The sequence below is a fragment of the Paenibacillus sp. FSL M8-0212 genome (assembly GCF_038004645.1).
Taxonomy (GTDB): Bacteria; Bacillota; Bacilli; order Paenibacillales; family Paenibacillaceae; genus Paenibacillus.
In genome coordinates this window covers 2,921,691-2,943,172 of the sequence record NZ_JBBORP010000001.1, presented here as the reverse complement: position 1 = coordinate 2,943,172, position 21,482 = coordinate 2,921,691, and the positions used below count along the sequence as shown (strand labels likewise).

The window sequence follows — 21,482 nt, the reverse complement described above, 5'->3', positions numbered from 1 at the left end:
AGAAACTAGAGAATCTCCTGTATTGCATAACTTGCATGATTAAATGCGCTTGTTAATCATCAAGACTGTGAAGCAGAGACTGTTTTAAGCACTGAGGCAAAAGGGAAATATTCTTTTGCATTGTTGTAGGCAATGCCCTGTACGATCTGACCGAGCAGCTCCAGATCCTGCGGTGCCTCCCCTTGTTCGGCCCATTCACCAATGAGGTTGCAGACGAGACGACGGAAATACTCATGCCGGGTGTAGGACAGGAAGCTGCGTGAATCAGTCAGCATGCCGACAAATCGGCTGAGCAGTCCCACATTCGCTAGTGCCTTCATCTGAGCAAGCATGCCGTCCTTTGTATCATTGAACCACCATGCTGCGCCAAGCTGGATTTTGCCCGGAATACCCCCACCCTGGAAGCTGCCGATGATCGCCGCGAGCACCTCGTTGTCCCTTGGATTCAGAGAATACAAAATCGTTTTGGGTAATGCCTGTTGCTGCTCCAACGCGTCGAGCAATCTAATCATCGCTGCGGAAAGCGGCGTATCATTGACTGCATCGTAACCGGTATCCGGCCCAAGCTTGGCAAACATCCGCGTATTGTTGTTACGGGCTGCATTAATGTGGAACTGCATCACCCAGCCTCGCTCTGCATACAGTTTGCCAAGGAACGTCAGCGTTACCGTCTTGTACTTGTCCTCTTCCTCACGAGTTACCTTCTGACCCGCAAGTGCCTTGGCAAAGATGGCACCCGCCTCTTCGCGTGTAGCCACGCCGTAAGGAACATAATCGAGTGCATGGTCAGAGACTCTGCCGCCTACGGAATGGAAGAATTCCACCCGGGACTCCAGTGCGGTAAGGAAAGACTCATAATCGGAAATCGCGGTGCCGGATGCCTGTGACAGCTTGCCCACCCATTCCACGAAGGTATCCCGGTTCAATTCCAAGCCTTTATCCGGGCGGAAGGATGGCAATACGGCGGTATCAAAGCCTTCGATCTCCTGAATCTTCAGGTGATACTCCAGAGAATCGGTTGGATCATCGGTTGTGCACACAACAGTGACATTGGATTTGGTAATTAGATCACGTGCACCGAATCCGTCACTGTTCAGTTTGGCATTTACTTTGTCCCAGATGGTTGGTGCGCTTGTCTCATTCAGTACTTCGTAGACGCCGAAATATCGCTGTAATTCCAGATGAGACCAGGCGTACAGCGGATTACCGATCATCATGGGGACCGTTTTGGAGTAAGCCAGGAAACGATCGTAATCGGTCACTCCTTCGCCGCCGGTCACATATTGCTCTTCAATTCCGTTTGCGCGCATGAGCCGCCACTTATAGTGATCACCGTATAACCAAGCCTCTGTAAGATTGCCAAAGGTTTTGTTCTCGTAGATCTCCTGAGGACTGAGGTGGCAATGATAATCAATAATCGGCATGTCTTTGGCATAATCCTCATATAACTTGATCGCCGTTTCATTGTGCAGCAAAAATTGTTCATCCAGAAAAGATTTCATTCGCCTCGCACGCTCCCTTTAGATGAGTTTACGTTCATATGGGTTCACTTCCCATCTTTACGCTACACTGTTTGCCATCAAAGTTCAATATAAAATGATAGCGTTATCAAAAAAGGTTGATTTAGGCATATATTCGGGAACAAGGTATACTGGATTTAACGCAAGGATGCTGATCTGAAGATCACACAAGGAGATGAAATGAATTGAAAGTTACTTTTCTCGGCACAGGAGATATGTTCAGCGTGGAGCAGCACCACAATAGTATGCTGGCTGAATTCGGAGACACGCATCTGGTCATTGATTTCCCAGAATCAAATGCTAAAGCACTCAAGGAATATGGGTTCGCCATGACCGATATTCACAATGTGTTCATTACCCATTTGCATGAAGATCATATTAATGGTGTACAGATGCTGGGTTATTACGCACAGATCGTAGGCGACCACAAACCTCGTCTGTTCATCCACGAACAATTGGTAGATCCGCTCTGGAACATTTTATCCCCCGGCATGCGCTACACAACGGATGGTGAACGTACCATGAGCGATTACTACGATGTCGTCCCCCTGCCAGATGGAGGCACATTCGAACTGGGCGGCGTGACGTTTGAGACGTTTCGGACCCAACATGTTCCCGGTATGGTCAGCAATGGACTTCTCGCCAAGCCTTACTTCTATTATAGTGCTGACAGTACACTCGACCAAGAACGGGTGGAGCAAGTTGCCGCCGATGTGCAGCTGATTTTCCATGAATGTCATATGCATGATCTGGTGATCAAATCCCATACCTCATTGAAGGATCTGGAGCAGTTACCCGCGGAAGTGAGACAGAAAACCGTACTGATGCATTATCATGATGAGTACGCCGATGCGGACAAACGGAAACAGTTCAACAGCGCGCATGATCTGCGGATGGTTGGTACGTTGGAATCATTTGAACTGGAGTAGGTAAACGGAGGGTATTAGATAAGTGATGGATTCGTATCGTAATCGTTCTGTATCCTAATGGAGGTAAATGCTATGGAGTATCGATTTGAACAAGGTTACTTTCTGATATATTCTCCTGCAAGAAGCACCAGTAGTGGAGACATCATGGTGGTTAAATTACTGGAAAGACCCTTTAAGGATAGAATTGAATTCCTTATTAACAGCAAAAACTATGAGTGTACTACACACCATGAATACTTAAACTTTGAGCCAACTTCTCATCATAAACCTGAGAAGCCTGGAGCATTTTCAATGGAACGAAGTGAGTTCAATCGAATGTGGGATACGATGAATCAGTATACTAAAAAGTAATAACCTTACTATCTCAAATAGATGAACCGGCAGCGTCTACTGAAATTCCTCATACGGAACAGGTATGCGCTGCTTTTTCCTATTTTTCTATCTCCCATGACTTCATATACTCATTCGTCCTTGGAGACGGCTCGGCCTGAATATAAAAATAATCTTCCGTTCGCTGATCATTGGGGCCATAGGAAATTTTGATATACATATCTGCATAACGCTGGAGGATATTGCTGTCGATCTCCGCCTTGGGCTTCAAGACGTAACTTCTGCTCAAACTCAATCCAAGCGGTTCCTTGTCAGACTCTAAACTAATCTCGTGTGTATTGCTCACATTGGAATGAAATAACTCTCCGGCATCTATTCGATTTATCATGTTGGGATCGAGGGTGAAGGACTGAATGACATTAACCATGGGCACCCGAGCCTCATTCACCAAAATCTCATAAGAAATCCGATCAACTCCGGATTCATGACTCACATCCACCATTGCTGTCAAAGTATAATCATCAGGCGTATCCTTCTGGAAGGACTCAGGTCTCTTCGTAACCCGCTCATTCAAATCTCTCCGCTCCGAATTCAATGTATACTCATCGCTCCGCTTCGGTTCGCCCGCTGGCCCCTGGTTTGGTCCCAAACTGCAAGCCCCCAGGCACACGGCTATTACAAATAGATACATGATCAACGGGGAGAAACGGTTCATCTCTCTTTTGGGACCCATGCCATCCCTCCTTTTCTCCAATCCTCTGTAAAGAATATCGCTTATTACGATCTCTCATTTTGTTTTATAACACTCCATATTTGGATTATTGTACCATATATTAGGATGTGAAACCGAACTGTTTCTTTCTCATTTCATGTTTTTACTTACAGCAGTGATTCGTTTGCCTATGGCGGCGAGCCTTAACCCACGTTAAGCTAACGAATCTGAGAGGCCTTATTCGGCTGAAATCCGAGTTACCAATATTCTAACGAATTTCAGACGCGTTAATCTGGTGATGTTGCTCCAATTGGAGCTATTTCAATCGTTTTTGAGAGTAATAAGATTACTGAGATTCGTTAGAATTCCAATAACGCTAATTCAGTGCAAATAAGGTGCCCTCGGTTCGTTAGGATGGAGTTTTAGTTGTACCTAGAAAAATGCAAAAAAAACACCTGAATACAGGCATGCATGCTCTCCTGTTCAGGTGATTCAACGATCTATATACTGTTTTTATGCGTTCGGTGTACCTTTTCTTATCCTGCCTGGCACATGCCGTTACTCAGCGTCAGCGCAGTCCTCATTCTGTTCAGGAAGGGCCCATACCGAGACGCCTCCACCGCACACATGGAAGGTGGCCCAGCCCTCTTCCTCAATGGTAATCTGATCATCACAGCTGTTCGTCAGATCCACCCAGACTTCACCAGCACGATGCTCTCCGACGAACATTCTCTTCTCACCGTCATCCCCGTTGGAGATGACCACTGCACAACCGGAGCCTTCGATTTCCTCTACGCCGCGACGCACCCAGCCAATCGTATTCGCGTGATCGAAGTAATCTTCCTGCTCTCCATATGCCTTGTTGCAGCGGGCAGACAGCAGAATGTCCAGAATCTCCTTTTTGCCATCCACAGGTTCAGGTCCACCAATGCCATAATAATCTCCGTAAAATACAACCGGATAACCATCACGACGTAATAGCGTCAAGGCATAAGCGCTCGGCTTAAACCAATCTCCAATCCATGATTCCAACGCTTCATGAGGTTGTGAGTCATGGTTATCTACAAAAGTTACCGCATGGGTAGGATGTGTCTGCACCAGGGTATCATCAAAAATTTTGGAGAGATCAAAGTCTCTGCCTGCAAGCGAAGCCTCATGCAACTTGTAGTGAAGAGACACATCAAACAGGTCGATCTGATAGTCTACCGTATCAAGGAATTCACGACATGCATCCAGGTTTGAGTTCCAGAACTCACCTACGATGTAGAAATCCTGACCGCGTTTGCGGATCATCTCTGCTGCGAACTCCTTGATGAATTCATGATTGATATGCTTAATCGCATCCAGCCGGAACCCACCGCACTGAAGGGTATCGATCAGCCATTTCCCCCAATCGATCATCTCGCGCCGAACATCCGGGTGGTTATAATCTATATTGGCGAACATCAGATAGTCATAGTTGCCAAACTCATCATCAACATTCTCATTCCATTTTTTATTCTCTCCTGCGATGCGGAATACACCTGTTCGTTCTCCCTTGGCGTCAAAGTCTGTACCGTTGAAATGTTCAGAGCTCCACTTGAAGGAGGAGTATTGATCTCCGCGACCCGGGAATGTGAATTTGGTCCAGCCCTCAATTTCGAACGGCTCAGAAATTTCCTTCGTTCGATCATTCGGATCAACCTCGATCACTTTGAACACTTCCGTCTCATCTGCTCCGGCCTTGTGATTCATAACCAGATCCACATAGACGGCAATGCCGTTCTTCTGACATTCAGCAATGGCCTCCACCAGTTCCTGCTTAGTGCCATATTTAGTTCGTACGGTACCCTTTTGATCAAATTCGCCCAGATCGTACAGATCATATACACCATAACCTGTATCTTCTGCGGACACTGCCTTGGTTACGGGTGGAACCCATACCGAGTCAATACCTTTGGCTTTCAGTTCCGGGGCCATTTCAGCCAGTCGCTTCCAATGATCTCCGTCTGCAGCCAGGTGCCATTCAAAAAACTGCATCATGGTATGATTTCTCTTCATTATAACCGACCTCCTTGATTGCTTTCGAAGCGGACCGCGGAACGGATAGGGTAATCGCCGTTGTTCGTTCGTTGCTAACCAAGTTATAACCCTTTCACCCTACCCTTCAATCATATAAAGGAAAGAAATCTGAGAAAAATGTTAAACTTCTTGGTTCAGCATTTGCCTGATTCCATTGAAATTGCTGTGGAGATGCATCATATTCAAATTCGTTTATAGTCCCGCCACTCCTCGGGCAGCAGGGAACGATACGGTTCCTGGATAAAACGATCGTCGACCAGCACCAGCACACCCCTGTCTTCCTCCGTCCGAATCAGCCGTCCACCCGCCTGCAGCACCTTGTTCATACCCGGGAAAATATAGGCGTAATTGAATCCGTTGCGTCCTGTCCGATCATAGTAATCACGTAATACGTTGTTCTCCAGACCAATCTGCGGCAGCCCCGCACCTACCACAACCACGCCATTCAAGCGATCTCCCGGCAGATCGACACCCTCTGAGAATACGCCACCCATGACGGCAAATACCAAGCGTGTTCGTTCAGGATTCGGCTGAAATCCATCCAAAAACTGCTCCCGTTCCAGTTCGTTCATGCCTTGCTTTTGTATAACCGTATCCGCTTCAATCGGAAGTTGTGCGTAGGTCTCATATATCTCGCGCATATAAGGGTAGGAAGGGAAGAACACCATTAGATTACTGCGCGGCCATTCGCTTACGAGCTGTTGTAGCATCTCTGCAATGGGACGCCGGGACTGTTCCCTGTCCTTATAACGCACAGATAAGGGCAGGAGTCTCACATCCAATTGTTCGCGCTGAAACGGCGATGGAATCTGCAATGTATAATCCTCTTCCTCTGCACCCAGCATATCCCGATAATAGCGAAGGGGTGACAATGTAGCCGAAAAATGAATGAGAGAGCGGAATCCTTTGGCCGTCTGACGAAGCAGTACGGAAGGATCAAGACAGAATAACTTCACTCTCACTTCACTTCGAACACACTCTGCATACGTAATAAAACGTTCATCATACAGCTTGGCAATACGCAGGAAATTCTGTGCCGTGAAGTAGGCATCCAACAGCAGCTGATCCGTCTCGGCATTCCCCGAGCCACCTTCAACAAGGCATTGCTCCGCGACCATGACAAAAGGTTCCAGCCGTTCAATCAGTTCCTCCGGTGCTTCCTGCTGGATGATCTTTCCTTCTTCTCCACCGTTTTTCCGAAGGGTAATCAGATACTTATCAATGGCCCCCGTGTAGTCAACAATGGCTTTGGCAGCAGGCACACTGCTGTCCAGCGACTGGAACTCTCTTTTCACATCCAGAAATACTGCCTTCTCCAGCTCGGCGGAAAACATCATTCGGCCACGATCGACCAGATTATGAGCCTCGTCCACCAGTAACACCGTCTTGCGTTTCTGCTCTTCCAACATTCTTTTCAGAGAGATCCTCGGATCGAAAATATAGTTATAATCGCAGATCACCGCATCGGCTGCATACGCCGCATCCAGTGAAAACTCAAACGGACACACCCGATGTTTGCGCGCATACTGCTCGATGACCGGACGTGTCATCAACGTCTCATGTTCCAGCATGTCCAGCACGGCTCCGTTAATACGGTCATAATATCCTTCACACATGCCGCACTGCCCCTTATCACAAGCTTCCTCTTCCTTAAAACAAATCTTGTCCTTCGCTGTCAGACTGATCACATGCATCTTCAATCCTTCCGACTGCATCCGGGCAAAAGCTTCTTCCGCCGCCACCCGTGTCGTCGTCCTTGCGGTCAGATAGAACAATCGGCTCGCTTCGCCTTCGCCAATCGCTTTGACTGTGGGGAACAGCACGGACATCGTTTTACCAATGCCTGTTGGTGCTTTGGCCATCAACCCCTGACCCTCACGGATCGTCTTGTATACAGCTCCTGCCAGCTTTCGCTGTCCCTCCCTGTATTTGCGAAAAGGAAACGGCAGCTCTCGCACACTGATATCACGCTTTTCTTCATACGCAGCGATCATCTCTGCATATGGCGCATAACCGGCAATCACTTCTGCAGCAAACCGCTCCAGTTCCTGTCGATCTGCCATTCGGCGAAACCGTCTTTCTTCATGGGTCACCGAATGCACATACGTCAACTGCACTTGCATGCGTGGTTGATCTTGCTGAACGGCGTACATGTAGGCATACATCATGGCCTGCGCCCAGTGCACTGGAAGACCTTCTCCCAGATCATCCAGATTGCCCGCAGTGGATTTGATCTCATCTACCGTCAACTGACCTTCCAGACGAATTAACCCGTCACATCGTCCCTCCACCACATAGGTCAGATCCCCATGTTGAATCTCAGCTTCGAGCACAATCTCTTTCAGATCCTCTTCCGTGTACTCCTTCTGTACCCGCTGATGGATTCGAGTTCCCTCCTGCATCGATGCGTTGGTCCGGAACCCTGGACGTATGCTGCCACTGCGGTACACATACTCCACCAAAGGTCTAACCGATATCCGAATTGTTGTTGTCATACGATCACCCGTTCTGTTTGTAGTGATTATACTTTATCATGAAATATGCTTTTGGACACAGCACCACCTCGAAGAAGTGGAAAATATTATAAAGAGAGATTGACTTCCCATCGTCCCATAAGTAAAGTTAACTTTACGTAAAGCAAACTTTACTTGTGGGAGGATATACTTGCAAAATCTAATTAGAGACAAACGAATACATATGCACATCACACAGGAAGAACTGTCTCAACGCCTAAAGGTCTCCAGGCAGACCATCATATCGTTGGAATCCGGTAAGTACAAACCTTCTCTTGTGCTTGCTCACAAGCTTGCCCAATTATTTGACTGTCAGATCGAGGAATTATTTATTTTTGAAGGAGATGAGAATATTGAGTTCTGAATTACTGAATCGGATGATCGGTATCGGTGGAATTGTAGCTGGTTTGTTATTTGCAATAATCATTATTTTTTTCACAAGGTCGATTGCAAAAAAGCACAACGGACTGGATGAGCGGTACCTCTATTGTATCACGAGAGCAAAGGCCTTCTCCTGGAATGCGACAACCATCAGTCTTGCTCTGGCTTGGATCCTTGTAGTTATCCTAGACGGGATATCGCTTTCCTTTTTCATTATTACTGCAGTGTTTGTCATTCATTGTTTATCTTCTATTGCGGCAAACCTGTACTACTCAGCTCGGAATTAGCCCACCTGTCCGATACATGTGAACCGATTGGACTCGCTGATTTCCATATGCTATCTTGAAATAGAATGTACTTAATGAGGAGGCAGCTTCTATGTATATCTATTTGGTTCCTTCACCGATTCCGGATGCACTTGCTGCATACCCGCATCTGACTTTGCGAAGCGAAGAGCAGGTACGTCTGGCTCTTGAATCCGCAGAACGCCTGATGAATATTGAGTCTGATGATAAAGTAGCCGCATATGAAGCTTTTGATGCCGCAGGCTCCTGGACTGGCGGAGGTTTTGCTGTTTTGAACAATATCCCTGTCACAGAGGATGGTCGGAACGATTTTGAAGAACGGTTCAAGAACCGTGCCCGCAAGGTAGAAGACGAGCCTGGCTTTGTCGGTATTCGTGTGCTTCGTCCTCTGAAGGATGACACATATGTCGTACTTACACTCTGGCAGTCGGACGAACATTTCAAAGGCTGGCAGGAATCCCAAGCATATAGTCACGCTCACCGTAACCGCAGTACAAGCGAAGGCCTGACCGCACAGAAGCCCACCATGTTCCCCAGACCTTCTTACGTCACAACGTACACTATAGAATAACGAATTGGGTCACATCTGGCTTTTATCGCAATAGCCCATGTTTTTTCGAACCTCTTCCTGCATGGAAGAGGTTTTTTTGCCGTCAAATGTAGAAGGCTCTCATTTTTGACACAGCCATGCTGAGATAGGATAATACTTGTTAAATGAAACTTCGGAAGGGAAGGCGGTACCTTGTCACGCAGTTCACTCACCCGATTTCTAAGCGGACCGTTTATATTCTTTACCATCATCATGATGATCAAAAGTTCACTAGCCTGGATCGTTATCTTCGATGACATCCCTGTCTGGAAACCACTGCTGACCGAATTGCCGCTCATCTGGATCGGCTTCTGTCTAATTGAGTGGTTTGCTGCCAAGCGGCGGATGTGGATATACCTTGCCATGAATTTGCTGCTCTCAGGGATTTTCTTTGCAGCCATCATGTACTACAAATACTATGGTGTAATCGTTAACTATCACGCGTTGGCACAGGTGAATCAGGTGACTTCGGTCAAGAGCAGCATGTTTTCATTGCTTGATCCCTATTATTTGTTTATTTTTGCAGACGTGCTGATCATTGGGGGAATACTCATTCGTCGTCGGATCAAACTCGGGAGTACAGAACGCCCGAACCGCATTCCGCTTGAACGACGTGCCAGAAGACGGGTTGCTTCGGTCATTCTGACCCTGTCCATGATCCTGTGCATGCTTAACATCTATCCCAATCGGGCCAGCATGAGTGAGCTTACACAAGCAGAACAGATGGGCATCCTCGGTTACGAGGCGTATACCATCCTGGATCGACCTGATAAACCTGTGCCCATTGCTCACATTGATCAGGCTGACATCGACCAACTGAAACAAACGACCGAACTTCCTGCGATTGTGGAGAAGGGTGCCGCGAGCGGACGCAATGTGATTATGCTCCAGTTGGAATCGTTTCAGAACTTCCTGATTGGATTAGAGGTAGATGGACAAGAGATCACGCCTAATCTGAATCAATTGGCTAGACAGAGCCTGTATTTTCCGAACTTTTATCAGCAAGTGGGACAGGGAAATACATCAGATGCAGAATTTGTTGTGAACACATCTTTCTACACCCCGCCGAACGGGGCAGCAACAACTGTATATGCGGATAAAGCTCTGCCGAGTCTACCCAAGCTGATGTCAGCAAACGGATATCAGACAGCTACATTCCATACAAATGATGTTCGTTTCTGGAATCGGGATCAGTTATACAAGGCACTTGGATTCGACCAGTATTATGATATTGATTATTTTGGCACACAGGACTCTATCGCCTTTTCGGCCTCGGATGAAGTACTGTATTCCAAAACACTGGATAAGCTGGAATCCATGCAGTCTTCGGGCGATCCCTTCTATGCCCATATCATCTCCATGTCAGCCCACCACCCGTACACTTTGCCTAAAAACAAGGTGAAACTGACGCTGCCAGAGCGTTACAAAGATACGTTGCCCGGTGATTATCTGATATCACAGCATTATGCAGATCAGGCGGTTGGACAGTTGATTGCTGGATTGAAAGAGCGGGGATTATGGGAAAATAGTTTGTTTGTCTTGTACGGGGATCACCTGGGGCTTCCCATCTACTCACTGGATCGGGAAGACAAAGTCGTCATGAAAGAGTTGTATGGTCGGGAATACACATCAGCAGATATGATTAATATTCCACTCATTATCTCGGCACCGGGCGTTACCCCGGGTGTTCAACTGGAACAGATTGGAGGCCAGGTGGACATTCTGCCAACGATTGCGGGACTCACCGGGGTATCGCTGAAGGACCAATTACACTTCGGACAGGATTTACTGCGTGAAGGCGGAAACCTGCTACCCGAACGTTATTACCTTCCTTCCGGGTCCGTGCTAAACGATGCTTCTCTCTTCATTCCCGCGAAAGGATACGGGGATGGGACGCATTATTCGCTAGCTGATGCGGGCAGACAGGATGCCGGACAACAGCAGATGGATGTTCCTTTAGAAGAAGCGCCGAAGATTTCGGCGGACAAAGTACCTTCAGCATTCACCACACCCAATAACAGTGGGGTGCCCTCTTCACGGTTTATAACAAAGGAACAATATGATCGAGCATTGGATCTTGCACACTTGTCCAACAGTTATTTGAGCCAGCTACCGGATCGAAAGACTACACAATAATTGAATCTTTTCACTCGAACTCATCCATGCGGCGACCTTCCTCTTTATCATAGAGAGAACGGTCGCTGTTTATATTACAGAACCAGACTAGTGGCCTATCCATTCGTGAGCAGACCATCAAAGAGCCAGTTGCCTTCCTCGGAACGAATGAAATAGAAATCCAATGCACTGTTTCCATCAGACCATACTATAGCCATATGTAAAATGACACGATCTGAATCCAGAGGATTAAATCCACGGTACTCCAAATTATTCAGGCTAACGTTCTGCAGGAAAGGAACTTCGTAATCCCCCTGTTCCAGTTTAGAAATAATGGTATTGTTCTGCTGCGATATTTCTATGTTCGGTGAAGACACCGATTCAAGATATGTATAGTTATTGGATTGCATCGCCGCCATCAGTTTAAACGTTATGTTCAGCGTTTCTCTTAAACTTTCTACTTCTTCCTGCTCTTTTGCATCTTTTTCCTTCTGAATTTGTTCGGTTTCTATGGCATCGTTGCGCTCCCTCTCCTGTACATCTGGTAGTGAAGCATCGTCACTTGAACTGCAGGCTGTTAAAAATAAAGCGAGCATCCATATCAACAAGATTCTGCTTTTTCTCATCCAATCCCCTCCTTCATAAAATAAATGAACACAAACACATATCTTCCATATTTATGGTAACGTATCCTGTTCGTTCTGAAAAATAAACTAAATAAGACCCGAACCTGTTAGTCCAGGCTCGGGTCTTTCATATGTTTACAACGGCAGTAACGCAACCGACTTGCGAGCAGTCAATTGCTCTACCATGGCAAGCCATTCTTGCGGTTTGTTCGGTAACACCGCATAGTATCGGTTCAGGAAATCAGCCACCAGGCTCGCTGGCAGTTCACCAAGCGACTCATCACCTGGCATGAAGCACAGATCCAATCCGCCAACCGCTTCGCCGTCACCTTGCCAGGATGGATGAACATATGGGAAGTCCAGACGCTGATATCCCAGATGGGACAGCACTTCGCGACGCACATACGGGTCCATCGGCTTGATGCCGCCAAACTCGTGATCCTGACTCACATAAGGGTTATAGATTTCGGCAAACATGCCGAACAATTCTTTCCCGTTTGCCGCAGCCAGCTTTTGCAGATCACGCTTGCGGTGATTCGCCAGGAAACTGCCAATTCCCAGACCTTCGCGCCCAATAATCGTGAAGTCCGTCATGGCTACGTTCCAGTCCTCGTAATAACGGTACTCTGTCGCTCCAACAACCTGTCCCTCATGCACAGCCACGAACACCCGAATACCCGGATCTTCCAGCGGTTCTTCCCACAGGGGAAAGTCCAGCACTTCTTCCCGCGGGAAGATCTCCTGCATCAACTTGTGCATTTGGGCAAACAATGGATCTTTAATGGATGTAATACGCGTGAATTCCATGACTAAATGCCTCCTCGATCGATGATGTATTGCATTTGATATTTTTTATTTGAACGGGTTCCGCCACTCCATCAGGGCCGCATAATTGCAGGACTCCTCATCGTCCAGATAATCTGCGGTTACGCCTACTGGCATGCGGCCACAACGAAGCAGGAACGATATCACCGGATCACGTCTTTCTCCCGCTGCCACCTGGTTCAGATATTCCTGCGCAGACAGTTGGTCTGCAACCAGATGATAACCTGGCATTCTGCCGGCTCCAAGTAACCGATCTATACCCTGTGCAATCACAAGGTGGTACATCGCCTGCATCATAAGCTGAGCCAGTCCCCATTTGCGGTACTTTGGACGAACACAGAGATCAACAATATACAGCGCGTTGCCATCTGGCTGGTGGTTACGAATATAGCCGTCATCCGTTACTTCGGCCCAGGTATGACTTGCTGGATGTGCGGGGTCCCACTGCATCCGCAGCGAGGTCATTGAGCCAGCCAATTCTCCATCCACTTCGATACAGATGGCACCCTCCGGGTAATGCTGCACATGACTGGTGAGCTGCTCGTGACTCCAGAGCAGCTCTTCCGGATAAGGAGGAGGGAAACTCTCCGCCTGAATACGAATGAGCTCCTCAAAGTCGGCAGTAACATAATTGCGGACGACTGCCTTTACCCTTTTGCCACTTCGCTCCGGGTCGGTGATCAGCATTTCTTTGGTATACATGTTTCCGGGTCACCCCTTTCCACTGACAAAATGAATTCCCTGCTCGTTTCGTTCGGTTTTAAGAGCAACTTGCTACTCCCAATCGGTATACAGATCAGTACGGCGGTCACGCCAAGTCGTTACCGATCCACGTTCGCGCACCTCATACAACAAGTCCAGATCCAGATCGGCGGTCACGATCATATCGTTGTTAATCTCACCCTCGGCCAGAATGCCACGTGGCGGGAACGGAATATCATTTGGTGTAATAATCGCTGCCTGTCCATAGTTAGCACGCATGAAATCAACGGTTGGCAGGTTGCCCACTGTTCCGGTTAACACAACGTACACCTGATTCTCCACCGCGCGGGCATGACTCGTATAACGCACACGGTAGAATCCGTGACGATCGTCCGTACAGGAAGGACAGAAAATCACATCAGCACCTTTGGCTTTGGCCATCCGCACAATTTCCGGGAACTCAATATCGTAACAGGTCAGCATCGCAATACGGCCTTTATCCGTGTCGAACACCTCAAGTCCATCCCCGGGAGCCATATTCCATTCCTGCACTTCGGTTGGTGTAATGTGAATCTTGTCCTGGCGCTCGATGCGACCATCCGGGTAGAACATGTGGGCTGTATTATACAGCTTCCCCTCACGTCGAATGACGTGGGTTCCCCCGATAACGTGCATACCGTACTTGGCAGCAAGTGACGTGAACAGTTTTTCATATTGCTCCGTAAAGTTCGGCAGATCCTCAATTGTCAGTGCATTGCCTTGTTTGTCCCCAATGGACATTAATTGTGTTGTGAAAAATTCCGGGAACAGCACAAATTCGGTTCCGTATTCGCTCGCTGTCCGTATGTAATGCTCAGCCTGAGCGGCGAACTGCTCAAACGAGCTGATTGTGTGCAATTGGTATTGTACAGCGGATACCCGCAGTTTCATGTTCGTACACCTCCACCATAATTATGCTTCCATTGTAACAACGATCCGGGGTCAACAAAAGAGTATTTACACTAGGCACTACAATGACAGAATAACCTTCCAATCGCTTCCTTACTCACCCAGCATCGACTGTGTGAATCCAATCCACTCTCTCGTGGCAAAAGACAGATAACGATCCTTCCGCCAGATCATGCCGAGCTGCCATGGAATCACCGGTTCCACTACCGGTATGATGCGCACGCGCATATGGTCCACCTCACGACAGATCGTCTCTGGTAATAAGGCTACACCCAGATTGGCGGCAACCATCGCGCTGAGCAGATCCCACTGAGAGCTCTCATATACCACACGGGGCTGGAACCCAGCATGCTGACAGGCCACAATAATCCGGTCATGCAATGCAAAATCTTCCCGAAACAGCACAAAGGCGTCGTTTTCCAGTTCATGCAGCGCAACCGCTTCTTTCCCCACAAGTGGATGTGAGGGGTGTACAAGCAGGTTCAGCTTCTCTTTCACAAACACAAAATGATCCAACAACTCATCCACGGTTGGCAGTACCGCAACGCCAATATCCAGTGCACCACTGATCACATCGGCCTCCACTTTTTTGGCGCCATCCTCAAACAGCTGAATGGTCACCTGCGGGTAGGCTTTGTGAAATTCACCAATAATCATGGGGAAAAAGCTTGATCCCACCATCGGCGGCAACCCAATCCGCAGATGGCCTTTCTTCAAGTTCATCAGATCGTCCAATTCGGACGACAAACTGCGGAATGATTTTTCAATCTCAAGCGCCTGCCGAAAAAACACATGGCCTGCATCGGTTAGTTCAACTTTCTTCCCATAACGGTCCAACAACGTGATACCCAGTTCCTCTTCAAGACTCTTGACCGTCTTGCTGATCGTGGGCTGGGTGATATACAGCACCTCGGCGGCTTTTGTAAAACTCTGCTGCCGGGCAACTTCCAGAAAATATTGCAAATGGCGGATATCCATCGGTTGATTCCCACCTCTCATAGATAAATGGAATAGTAAACATTCTTAATATGCATTTTACTCATGAAAGAATGCAATGTAAAATTTGTGATATCAAGTGAATCATTTTCATTTTCATAATAATTCAAAGGATTACGTTGATTATATAAGGAGGGATTGAAGTGAAAAAGTGGGGCCTTGGTATTGCACAGGTTGCGCTCTTAATGGTTTTTTCACTGCTCATGGACCTGCTGGCCCGTACTCTCCATCTTCCTGTACCGGGTTCAATACTCGGTATGGTCGTGTTATTCATTCTGCTTCAGACCCGTGTCGTGAAGCTGCGCTGGATTGAAGTTGGAGCTGCCTGGCTGCTCGGTGAACTATTGTTATTTTTTATCCCGTCAGCCGTTGGCATTATGAACTATATGCCCATGTTGGAGCATGACGGATTGCAAATTTTATTCATCGTACTGCTTAGTACTTTCCTGGTCATGTCCTGCACAGGCCTGGTTGCTACACGAATTGCCAAACGAAAGGAGCGTCACACCGGATGATTGGATTTCTCTGTCTGCTGTTAACCGTCGGTATCTATGGAGTCGCCAAACGAATGTATCGTAATCTGCCAAAAGTATATCTGTCTCCGTTGCTCATTACACCGCTTCTTGTCGTTGGCATATTACTTGCAACCGGAACGGATTATGCCACGTATAGCAGTGGCGGCAAATGGCTGAGTCTGCTTCTCCAACCGGCCACCGTGGCTTTTGCCGTTCCGCTTTATACCTTTTTCCATGTACTGAAAAAACATATTTCCGAGATTGTCTTCAGTGTCATGACCGGCTCGGTCGTTGCAGTACTTTCCTCTGCCCTGCTCGCCAAATGGTTGCGTCTGGATTCCGGTCTCATTCATAGTCTGATCCCAAGATCGATTACCACCCCAATTGCCATGAACGTTTCGGCTACCATCGGTGGCATACCCGCAGTGACAGCTGTTTTTGTTATTATGACTGGTCTGCTCGGGGTGATTATGGGCCCTTCTATCGTCAAAATGCTGCGCATCGATGGGGAGATTGCACGAGGCACACTGTTTGGAACCGGTGCCCATGGCACAGGGACATCCAAGGCGTTTGAACTGAGTTCCCTGACCGGTACCATCTCCAGCATCTCTATGGTGCTCGCTGCATTGTTCACTTTAGCGGTTGCACCCATGCTTTCCAAACTTATTTTCCCATAATAGATGGAATTATCCCACTTTTTTGAAATATTATTGTTGTATTAAAGCCCTTTCTTCCTTACAATAAGGACAGGTTTTAATTGTGAATATTGCGGGGGAGATGCGATGAAAAGAACCGGAATGAAGAGATCTCTGGACCGTCTTGGACGAATTGTCCTTCCCAAAGAAATGCGGGATACGATGGAAATCCATATCGGCGATCCGCTTGAGTTTTTCATTGAAGGGAAAGAGTTGATTTTAAGAAAGTACAAATCAACATTATGTATTTTTTGCGGTGATGTAGATACGGAAATGTATTTCAAAGAACAATTCATCTGCCGGACTTGTGCAATTCAATTAAAACACCCGGATGACTCTCCCGACTGGTTCGTACCTCAGAACAAACAGGCTCCTGCACCCGTGGAGCGTCCTGCTTCCAAATCCGCCTCAGTCTCATCTCCCGCTAGGGAAGAAGGGACCACAGCTGACAACCAAGAATACCCGGACCTGCGGCCAAAGACGGCACGCATGCTGCAACAGATGAAAGAAATTGTTGAACAGAATCCCGGTTTGGCTCAACAGCAAATTGCGGAAAAGCTTGGCATCAGCCAAGGACGCGTCTCTCAATTAAAAAAATTACTATAATCAAAATGGCATTCGATCATTTATAGTCAGAAGACCTTCCGATCAGGAAGTCCCGCTGCAAGAGAACCCGTTGTTTTTCGTGGGTTCTTCTTTTTTTATATTCATATCGTAATGGAAAGGAGTTCTATGGATAAAATTCTGTATTTATCACAATTCGACCTCATGTCCTCCTTGTCGGAGGCAGACCTGATTGAAATGGATGGGATGACTTCTATTACGACCATACCCAAAAACAAACAGATCCAGACACCCGATACGTTTACAGAAGGTTTCTATTTTGTAAAACGGGGAAAGGTTCGTTTATATACATTAAATCCGGAGGGCAAACAGTTCACTCTCGATATTTTGACGGAAGGTAACGTGTTTGGAGAAATGAACGGAATCTCACTCGGAACACGCACCGTTTATATCGAAACGATGGAGGAGTGTGATATTTGCCTGATGAACAAACAACGTTTTGAGCAGTTTCTGATTGAACATCCGAAATTCATGATGAGACTGATGAACGTACTAAGCGAGCGGATCAAGCAAATGAGTGAATTGACACAGACGCTCGCACTCGGAAACCTGCATGAAAAGGTGCTACATAATCTCTTCCGCCTGGCTGAACAGATGGGATGGATCGAAGAAGATGAGTTCTGCAATATTCAACTCGCACTGACCCATCAGGAGATTGCCTGGATGGCAGGAGCCACACGGGAATCGGTCACCGTCGCCATGCAAGAGTTAGCAAGAGCAGGCCGTATTCGTACCGGATTCAAGTCAGTTTCCCTTCATCGTGACGAAATCGCCACCCTTCGGAAAATCACTGCCCACTTGTAAGATGCCTTACATCCCTGTCCTCCAGCAAGTTGTAACGTATAACTCATGATGTTATACAACCAAGGAGGAACATACTGTTGAATGCTAAGCCAGATCTATTTATCCCTGAAGACATTTTTCTTCGCAAAGGTGCCCGTAAAGCAACGGAAATCCCTGAGCATATCCGCAATTGGCTACAAGCAGGACATATCGAATCGGTCAATCTGACCGAATGGCTGGCTGTAGATCATGTTTCTCTTTTTCAGAAGGTTACCCATGAATGGGGAATGGATGCCGAAACCAGAGCAATTACAGAGCAGTTAACACAGATGGATGAGCAGCGGATCATGAAAATCATCCCGGCCATAGCCATGCAATGGCGTAATCTGTTGAAACGTCTAACAATGAATGAACAAACGAATCTCTTTCGTTCCATTGCAGAACATCGTTCAGATAGTGTTCGCTGCTGGGCCGCTTATATCATTGGGCTGGATTCCGGTCTGAACCTGACTGAAAAGTTGGAACATATTCGGCCCTTTGCAGCAGATCATCACTTTGGCGTAAGAGAAATTGCCTGGATGGCTGTACGGGAGTCCATTTCTGCCGAATTGTCCTCAGCTTTGCACGATTTGATCCCATGGAGCGTTGACCCTGATCCACTGATCCGTCGCTTTGCCATAGAATCAATCAGACCTCGTGGCGTCTGGGCCAAGCATATTCAGGAGTTAAAAGAAAATCCGGCCATGGCCCTTCCCTTGCTTGACGCGGTGAAATCCGATGCCCATAAGTATGTGCAGGATTCGGTAAGTAACTGGCTGAACGACGCCAGCAAGACGAATCCAGAGTGGGTGCGGCAGGTCTGCGCCACTTGGACTCAGCAGTCGGATACCCAACATACGCGGCGAATCGTTACACGTGCCACGCGAAGTCTTACATAAAAAAAAGATGACCACCGCTCACTGGCAGTGGTCATCTTCTGCATAGGCATCCGCGTTTACATTCCTTTTGACAGGAATACCTTTTCCACGGTGAACAGCCCAATAACGTCCCCTCTTATCTTTAACTTACGCCTGAACTGCGTCCATCTGACCTTCTTCTTCCGCTTCCAATCTGCGCATACCCACAACCAGAACAATAATGTTAGCTACCAACAACACAGCCGGGAACGGAACAGCAGCGTATTGTGCATAGATCAGATGACTTCCCACGGCCCCAATCAGAATAAATGTCAGTATGCCAGAAGCCAGGATGCGAGTCCGTGGAATCAACAATCCTACTGCACTAAGCAACTCCGCGGCACCGAGCAGATACATCGTCCATGTTGGATAAGAGAAACTCTCGAATGTCTGAATCATCATGTCTGCTCCACTAATCTTGTTAAACCCCGTCATGACGAAGACACCTGCTAACACAACCAGAAAAACGTAACCCAAAATCTTGTTCATATGTAGATCCTCCTGTAACAAATTATATGTTCCTACTATGTAATGATTATTTTTGCTGCACATTGTAAAAAAAGAATCTATGTAAAAGTTCCCAAAGGTCACTTTGTTTTCAACCATTCAGCCCAGTTCAATTTTCAGAATAGTACGCGTTCATATTATACGTATTATTTATCACCAACTTACTTTTGTGAAGTTAGTATATAATAATAATATAATTTCTTCAAGTAATTTTTCACTGTATGATGTATAATACATACAAAAGGTATGTTACAGTATATTTTGTAGTAACCCTCATTTACTTGGATGTCCTATATTCTTAAAGCGGCAGAATCCATGTCCTTTCATATACAACCTGTGAAGAAAATAATCATGAATCGAGGTGAACACGTTGAAGCTGAAAAAAGTAAAAGCACCAAGTCCCTGTATGATCACTCAAGCCATAGACATCATAGGCAAGAAGTGGGTACTGTTAATCATGTACCAACTGTTGTCCGGACCCAAGCGGTTTACGGAGCTTGAAGCAGAGATGGCGATCAGTGGACGACTTTTATCGGAGCGATTGAAGGAAATGGAGACGGAAGGTATCGTAACCCGGCACATGTTTCCCGAGATACCTCCCCGTGTAGAGTATGAATTGACACCGAAAGGCAGAGCCATTGAACCTGTCATTGATCAGATCTACAGTTGGTCATCCGACTGGTTGAAACAGCAGAAATCCGAGTAGTTGAATTGCTGCTCAATAATCTCTACTCAACACAAATACGCCTGAATCAGGCTGATCTGCGGATCATTCCCTGATTCAGGCGTATTTATATTACCTTCAACCTTTTAATGAGAGAGATGTTTTGAAGGCTGAAGCTGTACAGGCAGACCGGAATCTGCCGATGCCAGCGCCGCCGTCGTAATCTCCTGTGTACGGCAGGCATCCGCATAATCGGACAGAATTCGTGAACGGTCTCCCGTACGCAGGGCATGAATGAACGCTTCATTCTCACGCTCGTATGGATTATGTCCTGCCGGAATCTCCAGACCTGCCATCGCATGTTTTGCGGCACTTGGCAGAAGCAAACGTTCTGGCGTCCAATCCCACACACCTGCATCCGTGTAGAACTGGAGCCCAGCGCCGCCCTCTCCGTCTGGCAACAGACATGTATTGGCGATACTGGCAATCGCTCCACTTTCCAGCTTGAGCGTCACATTCGCCACATCAGCAACGGTCACATGCTCATGCTTCTCATGCATGCTTCGCTGAGCTGCTACAGCATATACCTCCGTAACTTCTCCTGCACAATACCGAAGCAAGTCTACAATATGTGTAGTCTGCTCGACGAATTGTCCTCCTGAACCGTCCTGACGCCGCCACCAGGCGACCCCTGGCATTCCGCCCATCCAGCGGCCAAGTGCCATGCCGACCGTCTGTTCTTTCATCGACTGCTGCAGGACCTGCGCGGCCTCCTGATAACGGAAATGGTATCCTACAGAGGTTAACAATCTGCTCTTTTGCACCTGATCCAACACCTGACGCGGAACATCCATTCCGGTGCTCAAAGGTTTCTCCACCAGGAATGGAATACCGCGGCGAATTAATTCGGACTCAATCGATCCGTGAGACATCGGAGGCACACAAATATACACCGCATCCAGCTTCTCACCATCCAGCATATGTTCAAGTTCCCCGTAACCAACAGCATCATAAACGGAGGCCATAGCCTCTGCCTTTTCGAGCGATGTTCCACAGACACTCGCAACACGAACACCTTCCATCCGTGCGAGAATATCCGCGTGTACCTTACTGAACCAGCCTGTTCCAATGATTCCGATCTGTAATGTCATGGATGTAATCCCCTCTCTATGTTACACGCTTACAT

23 protein-coding genes are annotated in these 21,482 nt (G+C 47.3%); 12 read left to right on the top strand and 11 right to left on the bottom strand.

Annotated features, from left to right (window positions below):
* Positions 1-59: 59 nt before the first annotated feature.
* On the bottom strand, positions 60-1,502 hold the full coding sequence (gene uxaC / locus MKX68_RS13110; protein WP_338589013.1) for a glucuronate isomerase: 1,443 nt from the start codon (positions 1,500-1,502) through the stop codon (positions 60-62).
* 203 nt (positions 1,503-1,705) lie between these two features.
* Here uxaC and MKX68_RS13105 point away from each other — a divergent pair, with 203 nt between their 5' ends.
* Both MKX68_RS13105 and MKX68_RS13100 read left to right on the top strand, forming a co-directional pair.
* The gene (locus MKX68_RS13105) at positions 1,706-2,449 is read left to right on the top strand and encodes an MBL fold metallo-hydrolase (RefSeq protein WP_340912107.1); all 744 of its coding nucleotides are present in this window, start codon (positions 1,706-1,708) and stop codon (positions 2,447-2,449) included.
* A gap of 72 nt (positions 2,450-2,521) precedes the next feature.
* Complete coding sequence (locus MKX68_RS13100; RefSeq protein WP_133386189.1) at positions 2,522-2,800, top strand: hypothetical protein; 279 nt, start codon at positions 2,522-2,524, stop codon at positions 2,798-2,800.
* 79 nt (positions 2,801-2,879) lie between these two features.
* Here MKX68_RS13100 and MKX68_RS13095 read toward each other — a convergent pair whose 3' ends face one another.
* The 3 genes from MKX68_RS13095 to MKX68_RS13085 form a co-directional block, all read right to left on the bottom strand.
* On the bottom strand, positions 2,880-3,512 hold the full coding sequence (locus tag MKX68_RS13095) for a hypothetical protein (RefSeq protein WP_340912103.1): 633 nt from the start codon (positions 3,510-3,512) through the stop codon (positions 2,880-2,882).
* Between the two features lie 537 nt (positions 3,513-4,049).
* Positions 4,050-5,531, bottom strand: coding sequence for an alpha-amylase (locus tag MKX68_RS13090; RefSeq protein ID WP_340912101.1), 1,482 nt, complete (start codon positions 5,529-5,531; stop codon positions 4,050-4,052).
* A 203-nt stretch (positions 5,532-5,734) separates the two neighbouring features.
* The gene (locus tag MKX68_RS13085; protein WP_340912099.1) at positions 5,735-8,047 is read right to left on the bottom strand and encodes an ATP-dependent DNA helicase; all 2,313 of its coding nucleotides are present in this window, start codon (positions 8,045-8,047) and stop codon (positions 5,735-5,737) included.
* 169 nt (positions 8,048-8,216) lie between these two features.
* On the opposite strand from MKX68_RS13085, the gene MKX68_RS13080 reads away from it, so the two are divergent.
* From MKX68_RS13080 to MKX68_RS13065, 4 genes are all read left to right on the top strand, one after another.
* Positions 8,217-8,429 carry a helix-turn-helix transcriptional regulator gene (locus MKX68_RS13080; RefSeq protein ID WP_074092651.1) on the top strand — a complete coding sequence of 71 codons (213 nt, stop codon included), beginning with the start codon at positions 8,217-8,219 and terminating at the stop codon, positions 8,427-8,429.
* The gene (locus MKX68_RS13075) at positions 8,419-8,733 is read left to right on the top strand and encodes a hypothetical protein (protein WP_338589024.1); all 315 of its coding nucleotides are present in this window, start codon (positions 8,419-8,421) and stop codon (positions 8,731-8,733) included. The genes MKX68_RS13080 and MKX68_RS13075 overlap by 11 nt, the downstream gene beginning before the upstream one ends.
* A 91-nt stretch (positions 8,734-8,824) precedes the next feature.
* A complete protein-coding gene (locus MKX68_RS13070) occupies positions 8,825-9,322 on the top strand; it encodes an antibiotic biosynthesis monooxygenase family protein (protein ID WP_340912094.1) in 498 nt (165 codons plus the stop codon).
* 231 nt (positions 9,323-9,553) lie between these two features.
* Positions 9,554-11,476 (top strand): LTA synthase family protein, encoded by a 1,923-nt coding sequence (locus MKX68_RS13065; protein ID WP_445671118.1) that lies wholly within the window; start codon positions 9,554-9,556, stop codon positions 11,474-11,476.
* A gap of 95 nt (positions 11,477-11,571) precedes the next feature.
* Here MKX68_RS13065 and MKX68_RS13060 read toward each other — a convergent pair whose 3' ends face one another.
* The 5 genes from MKX68_RS13060 to cidR form a co-directional block, all read right to left on the bottom strand.
* Positions 11,572-12,081 carry a hypothetical protein gene (locus MKX68_RS13060; protein WP_340912090.1) on the bottom strand — a complete coding sequence of 170 codons (510 nt, stop codon included), beginning with the start codon at positions 12,079-12,081 and terminating at the stop codon, positions 11,572-11,574.
* 135 nt (positions 12,082-12,216) lie between these two features.
* On the bottom strand, positions 12,217-12,888 hold the full coding sequence (locus MKX68_RS13055) for a GNAT family N-acetyltransferase (RefSeq protein WP_340912088.1): 672 nt from the start codon (positions 12,886-12,888) through the stop codon (positions 12,217-12,219).
* 45 nt (positions 12,889-12,933) lie between these two features.
* On the bottom strand, positions 12,934-13,608 hold the full coding sequence (locus tag MKX68_RS13050; protein WP_340912087.1) for a GNAT family N-acetyltransferase: 675 nt from the start codon (positions 13,606-13,608) through the stop codon (positions 12,934-12,936).
* Between the two features lie 72 nt (positions 13,609-13,680).
* A complete protein-coding gene (locus tag MKX68_RS13045; protein ID WP_340912085.1) occupies positions 13,681-14,538 on the bottom strand; it encodes a carbon-nitrogen hydrolase family protein in 858 nt (285 codons plus the stop codon).
* Positions 14,539-14,649: 111 nt separating this feature from the next.
* Positions 14,650-15,534 (bottom strand): cidABC operon transcriptional activator CidR, encoded by an 885-nt coding sequence (cidR, locus tag MKX68_RS13040; RefSeq protein ID WP_340912083.1) that lies wholly within the window; start codon positions 15,532-15,534, stop codon positions 14,650-14,652.
* Positions 15,535-15,695: 161 nt separating this feature from the next.
* On the opposite strand from cidR, the gene MKX68_RS13035 reads away from it, so the two are divergent.
* The 5 genes from MKX68_RS13035 (at position 15,696) to MKX68_RS13015 (ending at position 19,107) form a co-directional block, all read left to right on the top strand.
* The gene (locus tag MKX68_RS13035; RefSeq protein ID WP_017691758.1) at positions 15,696-16,067 is read left to right on the top strand and encodes a CidA/LrgA family protein; all 372 of its coding nucleotides are present in this window, start codon (positions 15,696-15,698) and stop codon (positions 16,065-16,067) included.
* On the top strand, positions 16,064-16,744 hold the full coding sequence (locus MKX68_RS13030) for an LrgB family protein (RefSeq protein ID WP_338589042.1): 681 nt from the start codon (positions 16,064-16,066) through the stop codon (positions 16,742-16,744). Before MKX68_RS13035 ends, MKX68_RS13030 begins: the two co-directional genes overlap by 4 nt.
* 105 nt (positions 16,745-16,849) lie before the next feature.
* The gene (locus tag MKX68_RS13025) at positions 16,850-17,368 is read left to right on the top strand and encodes an AbrB/MazE/SpoVT family DNA-binding domain-containing protein (protein ID WP_076209663.1); all 519 of its coding nucleotides are present in this window, start codon (positions 16,850-16,852) and stop codon (positions 17,366-17,368) included.
* A 126-nt stretch (positions 17,369-17,494) separates the two neighbouring features.
* Positions 17,495-18,190: a Crp/Fnr family transcriptional regulator gene (locus MKX68_RS13020; RefSeq protein ID WP_338589046.1), complete on the top strand. Its 696-nt coding sequence runs from the start codon at positions 17,495-17,497 to the stop codon at positions 18,188-18,190.
* Positions 18,191-18,267: 77 nt separating this feature from the next.
* Positions 18,268-19,107, top strand: coding sequence for a DNA alkylation repair protein (locus MKX68_RS13015; RefSeq protein WP_340912077.1), 840 nt, complete (start codon positions 18,268-18,270; stop codon positions 19,105-19,107).
* 126 nt (positions 19,108-19,233) lie between these two features.
* On the opposite strand, the gene MKX68_RS13010 is transcribed toward MKX68_RS13015, so the two are convergent.
* Entirely contained in the window at positions 19,234-19,614 is a 381-nt protein-coding gene (locus MKX68_RS13010) for a DoxX family protein (RefSeq protein ID WP_211084645.1), read from the bottom strand.
* 424 nt (positions 19,615-20,038) lie between these two features.
* Here MKX68_RS13010 and MKX68_RS13005 point away from each other — a divergent pair, with 424 nt between their 5' ends.
* Positions 20,039-20,338, top strand: coding sequence for a winged helix-turn-helix transcriptional regulator (locus tag MKX68_RS13005; RefSeq protein WP_026081419.1), 300 nt, complete (start codon positions 20,039-20,041; stop codon positions 20,336-20,338).
* Between the two features lie 104 nt (positions 20,339-20,442).
* Here MKX68_RS13005 and MKX68_RS13000 read toward each other — a convergent pair whose 3' ends face one another.
* On the bottom strand, positions 20,443-21,447 hold the full coding sequence (locus MKX68_RS13000) for a Gfo/Idh/MocA family protein (protein ID WP_339788137.1): 1,005 nt from the start codon (positions 21,445-21,447) through the stop codon (positions 20,443-20,445).
* Positions 21,448-21,482: the final 35 nt, after the last annotated feature.